This window comes from Pseudoalteromonas galatheae, from assembly GCF_005886105.2.
GTDB classification, from domain to species: domain Bacteria; phylum Pseudomonadota; class Gammaproteobacteria; order Enterobacterales; family Alteromonadaceae; genus Pseudoalteromonas; species Pseudoalteromonas galatheae.
Window position 1 is genome coordinate 1,600,981 of the sequence record NZ_PNCO02000001.1, and the last position, 17,415, is coordinate 1,618,395.

Sequence of the window (17,415 nt, forward strand, 5' to 3'; positions counted from 1 at the left end):
TTGAACTAGCTTATGTCTCTGTCTGCTAATCAATACAGCAACGATAAAACTGATCAAAGAAACCAAAAAACGATAAAATGCTGTTCCGTGGTGATCAGGTATTTCCTTATTCATAGATAAGTAAACTTGCTTTGTTCATTTTCTGTCGCTTTAAAGAAGAGTTTCATAAAGTGTTCGGCAACTCAATTACTCCTTGCAATCATAACGACTCAATAAAATCATGGCATTTAAGCCAATAAATTAACCCTTATTTTGCTAAGAGTCGGGTGAAAAAGTGTCGCTTTTTTCTAGCGCTTGTCTGTCTGCTGTAGTGTGGCCAGATCTTTAGTGACTTGCAATTTTATTCGGTCTTATGAATAGCCCACTTTTAATAAAATTGAGTTGATCAAAGATTGTACATTGATTTTTACAAAAAACTGGCATTTTTCTGTTTGTTTTAGTCGTTCGACCCTTGGCTTTAAAGTTAATTGACAAGCATAGGTATTCTCCAAAGTCGTCCGTTACAAATGTCAAAGCGTTCGGCCGTGAAAAAAGTACTCTGTTGACCTGAACAGATTGTTTCAAAAGTTACATCATTCCCAGCCAAAAGTTCGTCAGGAAGATCTGACTTTGATGCTAAAGTGCTATATTCAATAAAACTACCATTAATACAAGTAGTTAATTCAAAACTTGCTACATTGCTTGTTTAGCTAATACCGTAAATTGCGATCTCTGTGTGCACGATATTTAACCTTTGTTTGCTCGCAGGCCATCACAATAGTCTGCTGGTTTTGGTTAATCATATGTAAATGGTTATTTTGCGTGTAATTATCTGTTATTAATATAATTCATATAATAACAGAGGCTATTACATCGTTAGGCTGGAATGCAAGTGTGTTTTTTAAAGTGGTATAATATTAATTTGATATTATGGTTGATCTAAAAAATTCGTTTGTGTATCGTATGCGCCGTTCGAGAATGTACATCAAAAGTCCAGATGTTTAGTGTGGTTTTTGTTTTCAGGGAAGTGTCTATCTCAACAAGTCGTAAGAAAGCTTAATGCAAACTGAATTACTCATTAAGCTTTATGACTTCCTCTCTGAATGCCTATAAAAAGTAAAATCCCTTAAAAAACATATGTTTGCATAATTTTGAAGAAGATTTTCGAATGTTAACTTAGTATTCAGTTACAAACTGCATACTTGGTCTATGTAATTTCTTGTTAAATAGTTAAATCAAATGTATTTTCACTATTGTACTGGAAATTAAAAAGATTAATTGTTTCCAATAATCTAATTTGGATGTCTTATAATTGAGGCGGATATGGCTAGGAATGCTTTATTTATAATGGTTTTGTTTTTAACTGGTTGTATGTCTACTTACGTTAAGTTAGACGTGACGGCTACTGATAACATAAATTTAAACCAGTTTAACGAACCACTACCTGTGGTATTAAAGGTATATCAACTAACTGATATTCAAGCGTTTAAAAATTCGACATTTGAGCAGCTTTGGAAATCAGACAAATCAATTCTGGCTAACACTTTGGTCACGGTGGAAGAGCGCACCGTAAACCCCTCAGATCGTATTAAAATCGAGTTTGAACAAGCTGAATCAGCCAAGTATGTTGCGTTTGTGGCCTTATTTAGAGACCGAACGGGTGGAAACTGGCGCGCATTTTATGACTTAAATGATTGGCCAGTACCCTTATCTACTTCTCTAGATATTGAAATTACCAGTAATTCTCTCCGCTTACCTGAAGTTGAGGAGGATAAGTAATGCAGCGCAACAACGTGTATAAGCCCGTTTGGGCTGAAGGGCTAATGCTCAGTCAGCAGCACTTGCAGCTATTTGATCAATATCAGCAATCTCAACTAGCGAGTGTACAGCAAAGCCTTAGAGAAAACGCATTTGGTTTGGATAGAGTTGTTTTTGATGAATCAGCATTGGCCAAAGGCGTAGTCAAACTGCAAAGTATTGCTGCAATTTTCAAAAGTGGTCGCCATATCCATCATATTTTTGCTGACAACGAAGCACCTATGTTTGAGCTCGAGGATAACAAAAGCGAATACATTATTAGTGTGGCGCTTGCGAATAATCATTCAGTAAGCAATATCCAAGGTTACCCGCAAACTGGGCAGCTCAGTGCTTATGATTGTGATTTTGTTGAAATGCAAGATGCACATGATCCAAACCGAAAAGCAGAAGTAATGGTTGCTAAGCCCAAACTTATGCTGGTTGAGTACAGTGCAAGTAATAGCTTTATTGAGCAACTCCCTTGCATCAAAGTGGTTCGTGGTGAGCATGGGCAGTTTGAAATTGACTCAAGTTATATTCCACCGTTATTAAATATCAAAGCCCTTGGATATTTAGCCGAGCGCGTAAATAAACTCGTCAACATGGTTGAAGCTAAGTACACGGCATTGTTTACCAACCGTGCCAGCATGGGAATTGTAGAAGACTTTGGTCCAACAGAGCTTAAACACTTTTTGTTATTACAAACGTTTAGCTCTGTTTTTCCTGAGATTAAGCAGCTTAGTAATACAGCCAAAATTAGTCCTGATGCTTTATTTATGGCGCTAAATAAACTGATCTGTCAACTGATCAATTTTGAGCCAGAAGCCAGTAAGTTCGAGCTACCAGTTTATGACCATCAAGACCTAACGCGCAGCTTTGGTTTGATTGAATCTCACATTCAGACTCTGATTGGTTCGATAAGCGCAGCACGCTCGTCTGATTTAGTACTCAGTGCTATCTCTCAGTCTATTTTCGAAGTTCAAGACTTAGAAAGCACGACCTTGACTCGCGGTGAATTGTATATTGCAGCTTTCTATGAACATGAATCTACCCAGTGGATTGAGCTATTTGCAGAGCAGGTTAAGCTGGCAGCGCCTAGTCAATTGGAAATCTTAATTGCGTCAGCGCTTGGTGGTGTGAAGTTAACACACTGTCAGCGTCCACCGAATAGAGTATCGGTTAAAGGTGGTTATGAATATTTTAAAGTCGAACCACACGGAGCTGCTTGGGAACAAGTTGTACAGGAATTAGCGTTAAGAATTTTTGTGCCATTTAGCCTTCAAGGCGTGAAACTTGAAGTGGTTTCGGTGGCAAGTAAATAGTTAGTAGGTAAAGGTCATGGAAGCGTCGAAAAATAAATCTGAACTAGTCGCCTGCATTTCTCCGGTACTTGAGGTGCTTACCTCAATTCGCCAGGGTGGGGCTGATCATCAAGGAGTTGATGGTCTACGCAGTAAAGTCATGGATGCTTTTGATGAATACGAAAAAAGTTGTTATGACGCACGGATCAGTGCATCAGACATGCAAGAAGCCAAATTTGCATTAACCGCTTTGGTCGACGAGCAAATCATGACGGCGCAGAAGCCGTATAGTATGGAATGGATGGCGCGACCTTTACAATTAGAGTTGTTTGGCAATATGCGTGCGGGGGAAGCTTTTTTTGAAAAGCTTGAAAATATCCGCCGTGCAGCGGCACAGCAACGCACTTTATTAGAAGTCTATTTTGTTTGTTTACAACTTGGCTTTGAGGGTATCTATAAGATCAAAGGCGTGGAGCAACTCAAAGCGTTGATGCTGGACGTTAGAGCACAATTAGAAGAGCTCACGGGGCCGGCAAAATTACAGCTTTCTGATAATGCAAAACCACAAGAAAGTATGGTAACCAAGGTGGGAAGAAATCTCCCGTACTGGGTTATTTTATCAGTAACGCTCGCCCTACTTGCTAGTATGTATGTTGGTTCAACGTATTTTATTGAGAATCGCGCGAACCAGCAAGTGGTGCAAATTGATAAGCATATTGAAGTCCTAACGCAGTTAGAGAAAACAGGGAAAGCGAGGTAACATCATGTCAGGAGTGAATCGTAGCGGGCTAGTGCACCTAGTCTTAGGATTTTTGTCATCTCGTGCAACGGCTCATTGGGTCGGTATATTCGCAATTTTAACGCTAATTTGGTTTGCAGGTCGGTTTATTGGCCTTGAGGATCAAAATCATCGTTTAATGGTGATGGGTGCTGTATTTGGCTTGTTTTGTCTTACTTTATTAGTTCGTTGGCTGTGGGTGAAGCGTTCTGGCGACAAGCTAGCGAAAGAAATTGCCAACAATCACGCGGGAACAGAAGCCGAAGTCGAAGAAATCAAAGCCAAAATGGAAGAGGCGCTGTCGGCATTAAAAGCGTCTCACCTAGGTGCAGGCTATCGTGGCAACGCTGCGTTGTATGCATTGCCTTGGTACATGATCATTGGTCCGTCTGCTGCAGGTAAGAGCACATTATTTGCAAACTCTGGACTGCACTTCCCTTATTCAAAATCTAATCAACTGCATATCCAAGGTTTTGGTGGTACGCGTAATTGTGACTGGTGGTTTTCAGATCAAGCCGTTTTAATTGATACTGCAGGTCGTTATACCACTGAAGAGTCAGATAATGATCAATGGTTATCATTCTTAAAGCTATTACGCAAATACCGCTCTAAACAGCCAATCAATGGCGTGATGGTTGCGATTAGTGTTGCCGACATCTTGACTTCTGACAGCGAACAGATCCGCGACCACGTTAAACAGATCCGCGCTCGTATTGATGAGTTAATCAACCAACTAGGACTTATCTTTCCAGTATATGTGGTGTTTACCAAGTGTGATTTGATCAGCGGCTTTGAGCCTTTCTTCAATGAATTAAGTGAAGATGAGCGTAAGCAACCCTGGGGCGCGTATTTACTTGAGGAAGATGGCACCAATACCGGTGAAGTGGCAAGCGAGAACTTTTCAAAACATCTTACAGGCTTGTATGAGCGCTTATGTGATCAACGCCTAGTTAAAATGACGCGTGAACGTAACGCCCAACGTAAACAACTGATTTATGATTTTCCCAATCAGTTCAAAGCAGCGTCAGCTAAAGTCGAAGAGTTTATTGACACATTATTTAAAGAAAACCCGTACCAGGAAGTACCGTGGTTTGCTGGTGTGTATTTTACCTCTGGTACGCAAGAAGGTACACCTATTGAGCGCAGCGCAACGAGCAAACTGTCTACATTTAGATCAGTATTGTTTGAGTATCGCCAAGAAAGCATAACTTCTGCGTTCTTTATCAACCAAGTATTCAAAGATGTGTTGTTTAAATTACAAGACCTTACCAGAGGTAACCGTAAAAAGCGCCGCGTACAAAAATGGCTAAAAGGCTTTGCTGTATGCTTGTGTGTAACGTCGGTATTTGCACTTGCGGGCTTATTGGTTAACTCCTATACCCACAATCAGCAGCTTTTAACAACCAGTGATAAATTAACGACTGCTGTTGTTAATACACGTGTAGAAAATCAGCCGCTGGCGGAGCAATTTAACTCAACTTTGTCTCTTTTTGCACACTATCAAGAGCTGATCGGTTATGAGAAAAAGCTGCCTTGGTATTTCTTACTTGGTGTTTACAGTGCTGACAACACCATAAAGCCAATAGAGCAGGTATTACGTCAACGTGTACAAGCGCTCATTGGTGAACCAAGTTCGGAGCTTGTGCAACAAGCACTATTTGAAAGTCACCAAAACTGGATTGCGCTGCTAAGTACAGAAGAGCAAGTTGCTAAACGTATCGAGCCAAAACTACGTGATAAGTACTATCAGGCACTAAAGCTGCAGCTTATGATGAGTAACGAGTTTGAACGTTTAAATAAAGACTATGCCAAGTCTGAATTATTAGACTACACGGCGGATCGCCTAGAGCTAACGCTAAACGAAGACACGCAAGCATTAACAGAGCAACTGTCAGGACTAATCGATTTTTACTTAGCCCAATTAGCGGTTGAGCCTGCACCGCAGCAGCTAGCGATTTGGCAGAGTAATGATTTCTTAGTGAACCAGGCTCGTTCAGACTTAATGAGTGCGCCAGAGCCGATTGCGCTGTATGAGCAGATCAAAGCAAAAGTCACAGTATCAAAAGCCGCATTAACGCTTGATCAAATGATGCAGCAAAACAACAAAACCTTCTTGCAGTCCAAAATCAGTATTCCATACGTTTACACCAAAGAAGCGTGGGAAAACGAAGTATATGACGCCATTAAGGTTAGTGCGAGTAAAGCATTTTCTGGCGACTGGGTTATGGGAACCGAGAACTCAGAAAGCCAAGGCTCTGTTGATGAAGCAAAAGCAAGCGCTTTGGTTAAATCTATTCGTGCGCTGTATTTCAGAGACTATGCCAATGTATGGTTTGAATTTTTAAATTCAGTAGAAATAAGTCCATTCAATACTAGTAACGCGGCGAGTTTAACCCTGGCTCAGCTGTCATCACCAGAAGGTCCATTAGTTGATTTAATGGCCTCAATTGACGACAACGTAAATCTAATTGATTCGCCAAGCAAAGTGATAGAAACGGAAAAGCTAGCTGATCAAGCTAATGCACTACTTGCAAAGTCCAAAAATAACAAGGTTAAAGATGCGAAAATAGAAACCGCTGCGAGAAAGCGTGTGCCTGAACTGTCGAGCCGCTTTGCAGATCTGCGTCGCTACACCGCAAAAGGAGAAGACAACGCACGCTCCGATTATCTTGAGCAATATCTGGGTGCTTTGAGTGCTTTTCATTCGGATATCAAAACAATTGCAGCGAGTAACAATGATGACTATATGGCCATGTCTTTTACTCAAACACTGTTGAACGGTGACAGCAAAAACCATGCACTTCAAAGTGCTTGGGTGGTAGTGGAAAGTCAAGTAAGAGCACTTGACCCTGATACCAAGCAAGCACTTGAAAAACTGCTAAAAGCACCACTTTTGGCGAGTGTGCAGACGGTAATGAATGAAGCAAAAGTACAACTCAATGAGCGTTGGTCTAATCAAGTATTTTTAACATACAAAGAAAATATCCGTGGAAAATACCCGTTCAATACCAGTGGTCCAGATGCTGCGGTTGAAGATATTAGTGAGCTGCTGAACCAAGAGTCGGGTGTGTTTTGGCAGTTTATGGCTGAAAACCTTTCTCCTTACCTGCGTTTAAAGCGTGGTGAGTGGGTAGAGAAAACGTGGAATGGCATTGGCATTGGCTTCAAGCCCGGTGTACTAGACAAGCTAACTAAAGCGAGAAAGGTAACGCGTTCGCTATTTCCTCGAGACGGTTCTGAGGTGGGTATTAGCTTCCAAATGATGCCTGTGGCGCAAAAGGGATTAAAAGAAACGTATATTGGCTTTAGTGACCAAAATTACCGTTATAGAAACGAGCCTGAAGAGTGGCGTCGTTTTAATTGGCCTGCAAGATCTGGAACAGAAAAAGCGGTGGTATATGGTTTAGACAGTGAAGGTCGCAGAATCGAAATCGAGAAATCAGGCCCTTGGGCGTTCCTTAAAGTCTTGAATGAAGCAAATGTGCAGTGGGTTCGTGGCACCGAATTTATGGCAACGTGGCAACTGCAAAGGGAAGCTGAAGACACTGCTGAGCCAATTCAAGTTCAAGTCGCACTTAAGTCGAGCAGAAACAGTGGCATATTCAGTAAATATTTTATGACGTCGTTTGCACTGCCAGAATCTTTATTTGATACCAAAGTGAGCGTGGCTTCTAATGAAAACTTGGTGTTGAGGTAATACGGGCATGTTCGGTTTTTTTAATAATAAGAAAGTCGCCAAAGTACCAACGACTCAGCCATTTGGATTTATGGGTAAAAACCCAATTCAAGCGGACTTTATTAAGTTTAACGTTGACTCAAGAGAAGCAATTACACTTGAACGCTGGCTTCAAGAAGGGTTTGCAGACATGAGTCGCCAAGCTTTGGTAAGCGATGGCGCAGCTCAAAAAGAGCAATCAACGCTATTTTTTATTGCTTCAGGTCAGGACGAAAACTGTTTATTAGGGACATTGCAGCCGAGTGAAGATAAAAGTGGAAGACAGTACCCATTTTGCTCGTTTGTATTATCGAGTAATGCGGATTACAAACAAAACCCGGCGTTTTTGTTTAGCGAATGTGGTAGTGCGTTTAAGTCATTAAGTTTAAACCATGAACTTATCAGAAATTGCAGTAGCGTTGAGCAAATGCGCCATAGTGCGCAGGAGCTTAAGCAGGTAAGCGAGCTGGTTTCGCAACCGATCGATTTCGATAAGGCAATGTCTTCACTACGAGCTTCACCGATACAGCGTGTATGGGATGCGCTTGAACTAGAAGATCTAGATCAGCGAGCACAATTAATCAGTCAAGTGATGTCTGCGCTTAAAATGATCAAAACCCAGGGTTGTTTGCGTTGTCAGTTTGGGTTGAAGTTACCGATGCCACAAGTGGGTGAAGATACTCAGCTGTTAGGTGCATTTTGGCTGCATCTCATTACCAATATGGTGGCCGATCATCACTGGCAGCCTTGGTGTTTTTATAACTATGGTCAATTGAGCCAGAAAGCCTCGCTGGTGGTGTATTGCAGGCCTATGCCGGCCTCGTATTTTGCGTCAGTTTGGCTTGAGCACAATAGCTTGTCGACGACTATTAATCTAACGGGGACTTTGCCACAACACCCAGTAACACCACATATGTATGAATTGGCAAAAGCATCAAATATGAGTGTTTTCGATGCGCTAAGAAGTTGGAGTAAGCTATGAGTCAACCACATAAGTATCAGAGCTGGCAGCAGTGGCGTGAAAACTTATTAGCGCCTCTAGGCGGCATGCCATGCGGTGACGATTTAAAATACGAAGAGTCATTTAAATTACTAAAAGCCTCTTCGTCAGGTGTTGCTGAGCCAGACTTCAAAGCTAACTTTATTTTGGCATCAGAGCTGTTAGAAAAACAAACCAAAGATATTCGCATTGCGTCGTATCTAGCGTTGGCCGCGACGAATGAGTTTGGACTTGAAGGTTTGATCCAATCGTTAGATTTGTTTAATCAGCTTTTGCAGCAGTATCAGGCGCAGATCCACCCAGTGAAAGAACGTGCGAGGGCATCGGTTCATACTTGGTTCTTACAACAACAACAGCGATTACTTGGTGTTGCGACAGCGCATAGCGCGACAATGCCAGAACAATGGCCAGAGTTAAAGCGTGTACTTGAACAATATGCAGCATACTCTGTTGCGATACTTGATGCAGACTCGGGACCACTTGCTGATTTAAAACACTGGTGTGAGCAAGGTTTGGTATCACAACCTGTGATCGCAAAGCCCACTGTGATTGAACAAGAGCCCGTTGAAAAGCAACAGGTGGTCACAGCAGAGCAGCCTCAAGTACAGCAACCTGTAGCGGCAACTTCACAGCCTGCGGCTATTGCCTCCAAGCCCGTTTCTACGGTTGCTATCGCCGCGGAAGCACCACAGTCAGACTCGGCTTATACCGAGCAAGTTCGTAAATTACTGGCTTACGACAAAGAAAGCCAAAATTGGATGCGCGCAATTCGTTTGGCACGTGCAGTGAGGTGGGGGGCGCTTGCGTTACCACCACATGATGGTGAGTTAAAAACACGCTTACCTGCGCCTAGACAAGCGGCATTTGTACCTATCGAAAACGCGCTAGCAGCGCAGAACTTTGTTCAGGCATTAGAAAAAGCAGAAGCCTTATTCATGGAAGGGGCGATGCATTTTAACCTTAATTTACAAAGGCTGACTATTTCTGCACTTGAGGGGCTTAAACTATTTAAAGAAGCTCTATGGATAGAGTTAGAACTCGCGGCAATCGCTGATCAATATCCAACACTCTTAAGTCTTAAATATGAAGATGGAAGTGAATTCTGTTCCTCGGCAAATCGTGAACGAATTGGTGAACATAAATTACTAAGCCAAGGTCAAGATTCAAGCGGCGATGGTAGCCAAAAAATTTGGCTGGACAAATTTAAAGAAGCGCAAGCGCTTGTTGACCAAAACAAGCTTTCGCAAGCACTTCAGCTAATGGAAGGCTTCGCACAGGATAAGTTCGATTTTTCGAAACAAAAGTTATATCAAGCGCGTTTATTGATGCGTAGTGAACGCGCGGATCTTGCCTATCCAATGTTTGAGCAGTTACTTAAAGACATTGAACAGTACCGACTGGATTTATGGCATGAGTCGTTTGCTCTAGAGGTTTGGCGTTATGCTAAGCAATGCAATGAAGTAGTATCCCTAGAGCAAGGGGATGAATTTGACCTACGAGCAACCGCGATAAAGCAGAAAATGCTCGTAACCAAAGTAAGCTCAGCGATTGACTGGGTTTGATTGTTAACCGCTGGGCTTGTAACGGCAGGCGCAACGACTGATTAAATAAGGAAAGACTATGTCTGATACGTTTCAAAAAGAGATCCCAAGGGCGCGGATTAATATAGCGCTTGAGCTGGAAACCGAAGGTGCAACGCAAAAGAGCGAACTACCAATGAAAGTTTTGGTGGTTGGTGATTATTCCAACGGCCAAAACGACAGTGACCTCGCAGAGCGAGAGCGCATTGCTATAAATAAAAATAACTTAGAGCAAGTGCTTAAAGACATGTCACCAAAGGCAAACTTTCAAGTATCGAACAAAATTGCGGGTGATGGTGAAATTGGTATTAACCTGACGTTTGATGATTTTAAGTCATTCGATCCAGAACAAGTTGCAGCCCAAGTGCCAGAGCTTAACAAGATGATGTCAATGCGTAACCTATTACGTGATCTGAAATCTAACTTGCTCGATAACTCAACGCTGAGAAAAGAGCTTGAGCGTATTTTGCAAAATAAACCAGAACTTGATGAGTTAAAAGCACGCCTTAATGAGCTGGCGCCGCTTTTGTCTGAGCAAGAAAAACAACCGCAAGAGTAAGGACACGAACCGATGAATATGCAAGAAACGTTAAACGTTGAAGCGCGCAAAGAAGAGACGTTGACAGCTTCAGCTTATGAAACAATTTGTAATCTTGTGTCTATTGAGCCGGTTTCAAGCGAAATCAGCATAGATAACTTCCGTGATGCTAATAACCTTGCGGAAACCGACACCAATGAGCGCTTAACTGCTGCTATCAATGTCTTTTTAGATATGGCCACTAATGACAGCAAAGAAGTGTCGCGTATCGACAAGTTATTACTTGATGACTACATCGCCAAAGTTGACAAAATTATTTCTGAACAGCTGGACGAAATTTTACATCATCCGCAGTTTCAAAAAGTAGAATCGGCGTGGCGTTCATTGCGTTATTTGGTAAATCGTTGTCCAAATAACTCAAACGTAAAGCTTGAGCTACTTGATGTTGATAAAGAAACGCTACGTGATGACTTCGAAGAAGCACCAGATACCACGCAATCTGCGCTCTATAAGCAAGTATATACGGCTGAGTATGACACACCAGGTGGCGAGCCAATTTCGACTATGGTGTCAAACTTTGAATTTGATTGTTCAGCGCCGGATGTGTCGTTATTGCAAGAAATTTCAAGGGTATCTGCGGCAGCACATTGTCCTTTCTTAGGTAGTGTTGGTGCTAAATTCTTCCTAAAAGACTCGCTTGAAGAAGTGTCAAAAATTCAGGATTTAGGCTCTTATATGGAGCGTGCTGAGTTTTTACGTTGGAAGAACTTCCGTGAATCAGAAGATGCACGTTACATTGGCTTAGCATTTCCGCGCTTCTTGCTGCGCTTACCATACGGCGACTTAAACCCAATTCGCCACTTTAACTATCAAGAAGACGTTAGCAGCGAGCATCACGAACGTTATCTATGGGGTAACGCGACATTTGCGTTCGCGGCAAATATCGTCCGTAGCTTCCACCAAAATGGTTGGGCGGTAAATATTCGTGGTCCACAGTCTGGCGGTCGCGTTGAAAATCTACCTCTGCATTCTTTTGAGGCTGGTCGTGGTCAAGAAACTAAGATCCCAACGGAAGTGCTGATCTCTGAAACTAAAGAGCTTGAGTTTGCAAACCAAGGGTTTATCCCTCTGAGCTATTACAAAAACAGTGACTTTGCGTGTTTCTTCTCTGCAAACAGTGCGCAAAAGCCACAAATTTTTGAGACGCCGGAAGCCACCTCTAACTCGCGGATCAATGCAAGATTACCTTACATCTATTTGGTATCGCGTATTGCACACTATATGAAGGTGATCCAGCGTGAAAATATCGGCTCCAGCAAACCTCGTCATGAGCTAGAACAGCAACTTAATGATTGGTTAGGTGCATTAGTTACTAAGATGAATAATCCAGACGAGTCTCTAATTGCTACGCACCCGTTAAAGGATGCCAACGTGACGGTTTCGGAGATCCCAGGTAACCCAGGTTATTACCGTGTGAATACGTATGTGGTTCCACACTTCCAAGTAGAAGGTATCGACGTACGCCTCGCACTCGTTGGGCAAATGCCTGGCGAAAAATGAAGGCCACCTGAAGAACCTATGAAGCGTATATAGGGCAGTGAAAGCTGCCCATTATTAAGAATGAAGCCTTAATATAATGAGGTTTAGAAATAGCGGTTTGGACTTTTGAGATGTCAGCTGAGCTTGCGTTCAAAAGTAAGAAAAGAAAAAATTTTAAACCGTGTTAGATTGATAAGTTCAACGATTGAAAATTGGTTACTGGTAAAAAATAAAACTTAATATGATTGCTGGTATTAAATGGTGTGTTTATGAATATAAAAGCGAGCCATTTTATTTGGAAGGTTATATTTTTAGTGCAGCTTTCCTTAACACTATTTTCAATATACGAGAATCAATTTTTAATCTTGTCTGAGGTTAGGGTTACACTTGTAGAAGTTGTCGTTCTTATTACTGATGGATTAGTGTTGGTGGCAAACTTACTGTTGATTTTACAAATGCGTATGTTAAGCCAAAGAACATGGTGTTTGATAGTTTTGATATGGTGGTTTGTAAATATTTACAGTTTACTAAATGAATTTTACTTAGGCGGTTATACTTCGTCTGAAATGTTGTTTTTTGGAAATGTAATCTGGTTTTTAATTTTATTTTCTTTGCCTGTAATTAAGTACGGAAGCTTTATAGGAGAACCCATTAAAGCTGAGTAAAGTTAAAGCGATTTATACTTCCATGATGCACTTTAGTGCATGCGTTAAACTGTGGAATTGACGTGCGTCTTAAGATATTTGGTCAAAAGCCAAGTATAAATAAAAGCCACTGATAAAAACGAATAAACGTATCTAAGGCTTAGATAGCCCTATAAAAAAAGCGATAAGGCAATGGATTGTCATGTTTAAACGAAAAATATATAGCTGGTTAATGGTGTTAAGTACAGTTTTAGTGACTAACTTTGCTTATAGTCAAGGGCTGACACCTGAGCTCTTTTTCGCAAAAAAGAAATTACAAGAAGCAACTATCTCTTACACCGCAGAGATGGAAACGTGTTTTGAGCATACTCCACGCGTTCGTCCAAGCGAGTTAAAGATAGACAAACTTGAAACAGAATTAGTTGTAGATGCAGTATATTATTTGCATTACTTTGCGCTTAACCATTGTATGAAAGACGAATATATTCGTTTCTTAAGTGCAGTTAACTACTACAACTCTTTGGTTAATCGTAATGAATGGTTAGAGGTTGATAGCTTTGTTATTTCCGCTTTGGAGGAAGAAGTACGTGGAGAATTCGAATTTAAACAGTTACCCGAAGCGGTTCAGCAGCACTTTTTGCAGCTGGATATACTAAAAACGCCATTTGATGCGGCGACGTTAGTGATGGAATTACGTGGTGACTTATAACATGTAGTGAAAGATTGCCCCAAGTTGGCTGCCACCAACTTGGGACATGTTCCCAAATTGGCATAAAGCGTGGCGCTTTGTTTGGGGATCAAACGTGAAAAACACGCGTTTGATCAATGCCTTTAATAATTAGGAAACATCTTATCTTAAAAGGAGAAATTAAAAATGGCAATTCCAGCGTATATGTGGTTAAAGGACGACCAAGGTAACGACGTTAAAGGTTCAGTAACTGTAGCTGAGCGTGAAGGTTCAATTGAGATTTTGCATTTCGATCACGAATTGCGTATCCCAACTGATAACGACACGGGCGAGCTAACAGGTACTCGTAAGCACGAGCCTTTTGTTATCACAAAAGCTGTGGATGCTGCTACTCCGTACATGTACAAAGCGTGTTCAAACGGTCAAACATTAAAGCAACTTGAGCTTAAATGGTACCGTATTGATGACACGGGTACTGAGCGTGAGTACTTCCGCCATACGCTTGAAGACGTGAAAATCACTTCAATCACGCCAACAATGCACAACGTTAAAGATTTGGATAAAGAGCGTTATCCTCACCTTGAAACAGTGCACATGCGCTACAAGCGCATCACTTGGACGTACCTAGACGGTAACATTGAGTTCTCTGACTCATGGACTGAAGGTCGTTAATTTCGAGTGTTGGAGGCCTGTTGGCCTCCTTTTCAAGCTTATACTAGTTCGTGCAATGAATAGAGAGCGTATTTTTCTATGGCCTTATTTGATTTGCTAGCTCAGCCATCACGCCAAGCCTATAGTGATAACAATTTATCACATCTAAGCGACAGCGTATGTAAACACCTAACGCAACTATTGAATGCGCGTAGGGGAGTGCTTGAGCATTTAGGCGATTATGGTTTACCGGATGTGGAAGATCTATATGAAGGGCTACCTTATTCGCAGCAAACACTTGCCAATGAAGTAAAAAGAACCATAGAAAAGTACGAACCAAGAATTACCAACCTCATCGTTCGACCCATCGACATAAAAGAGGAAAACTGTGTGATTCGATTTGAGATAAGAGCGCAATTAAAAACCGGCGAGATAATCAGATTGAATACTAAGTTTGCGTCAGGTGGTAAAGCAAACGTCAATGCAGGAGGAGCAGACTAATGGATATGCAGCAATATTTTGATGCGCAAATGAGGCTGTTAACACAAGCAGGTAAACAATTTGCTCAGCAGTATCCTGAACATGCCGGTTTTTTAAATATTGACGCATTAAAGGATAGAGATCCTCATGTTGAGCGCTTGCTCGAAGGAGTCGCTTATTTAACGGCATTTACGCAAAAACGATTGGACGAGACGCTACCTGAAGTGTCTGAGCAAGTACTCAGACAGATTTGCCCAATATTATTAAACTACTATCCGTCTACGACGGTGCTAGAGTTTGCGCCAAAACTCACCATGCAAGGGTTGGTGAGTGTGCCAAAAGGCGCGAAAATCTCTTCCCATAAAAGTGACAACGCTCCTGTGGCTTGTCACTTTACTACCACCGCAGAAACGAAAGTGCTGCCGTTTGAGATCTATTCTGTGGACTATCATGAGATCCACACTGGTGCGACGTTAAACTTGCACCTCAAGCGGTTAGGCCAAGGCAGTTTAGATGATTACGATCTCTCTAAATTGCGGGTGTATTTACGTGGTGACACGCCGCTTTGTGCCAGCCTTTATCAAATGATGAAGAACCCAAACGCAGCGATAGAGGTTGAGACTGGAAGGTTGGGAAGTACGACGCAATATACCTTGAACAAGTCAAAAATAGATGCAGCTTTTCATAAAGACAGCACCGGAATGCTGCCGAACAGCGAACAGAGTCATCCCGCTTATGCCTTGCTACTTGATTACTTTAACTCTCGTGAAAAGTTCTATTTTGTTGAACTAACGGGACTGGATACGCTAAATATTGATCCAGACACTAATACTATCAGCATCAAAATAGCCAGTGATATTAAATTACCGCCCGGTAACAAAGTAAACGCAGATAATATTCTGCTTAATTGTGTACCCGCGGTAAATATCTATCCGGTAGATGCCGAGCCTATCCGAGTCAGTGAAAACCAAACCGAATACCAACTACATCCAGTGCAAAATAAGCTTGGAGAGAGCTTTTGTTATAGCGTTAAGTCGGTACAAGGCGCAAGCAGTAGCACTGGGGAAGCCATCGACTTTGTTTCTCGATATAGCACGGTATATGAAGATAACGCCCATTTGTATTCACTGATAAGCCGCGATATTGGCGGGGTATCGCCACAGACGTACATTCAGCTTTCAATGCAAGAAGTGGGTGATATTACTACTTTATCGACTGAGCTGTTGGCACATAACGCGGCGTGGCCAAGGCAAACACTGCAAGAGGGTGATATCAATGCACAAAGCGCTGATGTACCGTCGGTACTTAGCGTTAAAAATGTCGTAAGACCGAGCAAGTTGCTTAATTCTCCTGATCAGGCTTTACATTGGCAGCTCATTAGCTTGTTGAATATGCGTTTCTCTCAACTTGCGGAACCAACCCAGCTGAAAAAGCTATTGGCGCTGTTTGATTGGTCGGAGCGATCTGAAAATCGAAATCGTATCGAGAGCATCCAAGGCGCTGAGTCTAAACCTATCTCATTGCTACAAAAGGGCGTGTTTGTTAAAGGAATAGAGATACATTTAACCCTAAACGAAAAGAGCTTTGTTTGTACAGCCGACGCTTACCATTTTTGCGATGTGTTGCATCAGTTCTTTAAACTATATGCACCAATCAACGAGTGCTTAAAAACCCGAGTAACGCTGCTGCCAAGTTACCACGAGTGGGAGTGGGATGTGACTGCAGGCGATAGTTATCAGGTGTAAATGATGGAGCAGCAAAACCAACCTATTTGGGCAAAACTGCCAGAGCCAATCGCTAAATTGATGGCAACACCTTGGCGTTTTAGTTTGTACAAGGCGCTAACGCTTATTGAACAGCACTGGGCTAGCAATAACGAGTTACAAAGTGGCCACAGTCATCGCGTTGAAATTGCCCCCTATAAGGAACTTGGATTTCCAGCTTCAGATGTTAGACGCTGCGAATTACAAGTAAAGCAACGAGGCAAGCTAAGGCTCGAAACATCATTCCTCGGTTTGTATGGCGTTGATGCTGCGATGCCGCACTACTTGTTAGAACAAGCCGCAGGAGACGAGGAGATAGGAGCTAGAACACGTGCATTTTTAGATCTCTTCAATCATGTACTGTATTGCCAGCTATTTCAAAGTTGGAAAAAGTCTCAGATTAATCTCGCCGGCATTGGCGCGCAGCAATTTGACCAGATAGTTGCTGCGGTATTTGAAAATAATCAGTCAGATAAAAGCAAACTAAACCTCATTAGTGCTAAACAAACCAGTGCTGCTGGGCTTGAACAAGTATTAAAGCAAGCGCTACAAGATGAAAGCTTAACGATTAAAGACAATATCGTTGAATGGGAAGGTATTACTGAAGCGGGCAAGCTAGGGTCAAAACATAGCGGTTTTTCATTGGGTGGCAATGGCGTATTGGGTAAACGCGTACTGGTTACCGGCAATCGTATTTGCATTGAGCTTGGTCCAATGGACGAGGCTGAGGTGCACCTATATGAGCCAGGTGGTGTAAAGGCGAAACGTTTATCACAATTATTAAATTGGCACACCTCCACCAAAATGAACTGGCAGCTGTTAGTACAGATCAATCGCCAAGCACGCGAGGGGACTCGATTAGGGGCTGGCAAGCTTGGGATAAGTTGTGCGATAGGTAAAGTTAACGCACGCGTAGAGAAGAAAATATATTCACAATCACAGTTTTAATGCGAACGGGAATA

General features: G+C 42.1%; 14 protein-coding genes. All 14 read left to right on the top strand.

The genetic code is table 11. The annotated features are described in order from the left end of the window. The first annotated feature begins 1,326 nt into the window (after positions 1-1,326). On the top strand, positions 1,327-1,758 hold the full coding sequence (gene tssJ / locus CWC29_RS06950) for a type VI secretion system lipoprotein TssJ (protein ID WP_010377046.1): 432 nt from the start codon (positions 1,327-1,329) through the stop codon (positions 1,756-1,758). Continuing rightward, positions 1,758-3,098 carry a type VI secretion system baseplate subunit TssK gene (gene tssK / locus CWC29_RS06955; RefSeq protein ID WP_138522818.1) on the top strand — a complete coding sequence of 447 codons (1,341 nt, stop codon included), beginning with the start codon at positions 1,758-1,760 and terminating at the stop codon, positions 3,096-3,098. Before tssJ ends, tssK begins: the two co-directional genes overlap by 1 nt. A gap of 16 nt (positions 3,099-3,114) precedes the next feature. Then, positions 3,115-3,837, top strand: a complete 723-nt coding sequence (gene icmH / locus CWC29_RS06960) for a type IVB secretion system protein IcmH/DotU (RefSeq protein WP_128728175.1) — start codon at positions 3,115-3,117, stop codon at positions 3,835-3,837. 4 nt (positions 3,838-3,841) lie between these two features. Continuing rightward, entirely contained in the window at positions 3,842-7,552 is a 3,711-nt protein-coding gene (gene tssM, locus CWC29_RS06965; RefSeq protein ID WP_128728174.1) for a type VI secretion system membrane subunit TssM, read from the top strand. Positions 7,553-7,559: 7 nt separating this feature from the next. Next, the gene (tagF, locus tag CWC29_RS06970; protein WP_138522816.1) at positions 7,560-8,552 is read left to right on the top strand and encodes a type VI secretion system-associated protein TagF; all 993 of its coding nucleotides are present in this window, start codon (positions 7,560-7,562) and stop codon (positions 8,550-8,552) included. Next, positions 8,549-10,132 carry a TssA family type VI secretion system protein gene (locus CWC29_RS06975; protein ID WP_138522814.1) on the top strand — a complete coding sequence of 528 codons (1,584 nt, stop codon included), beginning with the start codon at positions 8,549-8,551 and terminating at the stop codon, positions 10,130-10,132. The genes tagF and CWC29_RS06975 overlap by 4 nt, the downstream gene beginning before the upstream one ends. 58 nt (positions 10,133-10,190) lie before the next feature. Continuing rightward, the gene (tssB, locus tag CWC29_RS06980) at positions 10,191-10,709 is read left to right on the top strand and encodes a type VI secretion system contractile sheath small subunit (RefSeq protein ID WP_128728171.1); all 519 of its coding nucleotides are present in this window, start codon (positions 10,191-10,193) and stop codon (positions 10,707-10,709) included. 12 nt (positions 10,710-10,721) lie between these two features. Next, on the top strand, positions 10,722-12,248 hold the full coding sequence (tssC, locus tag CWC29_RS06985; protein WP_010377056.1) for a type VI secretion system contractile sheath large subunit: 1,527 nt from the start codon (positions 10,722-10,724) through the stop codon (positions 12,246-12,248). 248 nt (positions 12,249-12,496) lie between these two features. Further along, positions 12,497-12,892 (top strand): hypothetical protein, encoded by a 396-nt coding sequence (locus CWC29_RS06990; RefSeq protein ID WP_138522812.1) that lies wholly within the window; start codon positions 12,497-12,499, stop codon positions 12,890-12,892. Positions 12,893-13,073: 181 nt separating this feature from the next. Beyond that, complete coding sequence (locus CWC29_RS06995) at positions 13,074-13,580, top strand: hypothetical protein (protein ID WP_235956539.1); 507 nt, start codon at positions 13,074-13,076, stop codon at positions 13,578-13,580. A gap of 165 nt (positions 13,581-13,745) precedes the next feature. Next, complete coding sequence (locus tag CWC29_RS07000; protein ID WP_010377064.1) at positions 13,746-14,231, top strand: Hcp family type VI secretion system effector; 486 nt, start codon at positions 13,746-13,748, stop codon at positions 14,229-14,231. A gap of 78 nt (positions 14,232-14,309) precedes the next feature. Beyond that, positions 14,310-14,711, top strand: coding sequence for a type VI secretion system baseplate subunit TssE (tssE, locus tag CWC29_RS07005; protein WP_039495807.1), 402 nt, complete (start codon positions 14,310-14,312; stop codon positions 14,709-14,711). Further along, complete coding sequence (gene tssF / locus CWC29_RS07010) at positions 14,711-16,435, top strand: type VI secretion system baseplate subunit TssF (RefSeq protein ID WP_128728169.1); 1,725 nt, start codon at positions 14,711-14,713, stop codon at positions 16,433-16,435. Before tssE ends, tssF begins: the two co-directional genes overlap by 1 nt. Beyond that, positions 16,436-17,401 carry a type VI secretion system baseplate subunit TssG gene (gene tssG, locus CWC29_RS07015; RefSeq protein WP_235956540.1) on the top strand — a complete coding sequence of 322 codons (966 nt, stop codon included), beginning with the start codon at positions 16,436-16,438 and terminating at the stop codon, positions 17,399-17,401. Positions 17,402-17,415 lie beyond the last annotated feature (14 nt).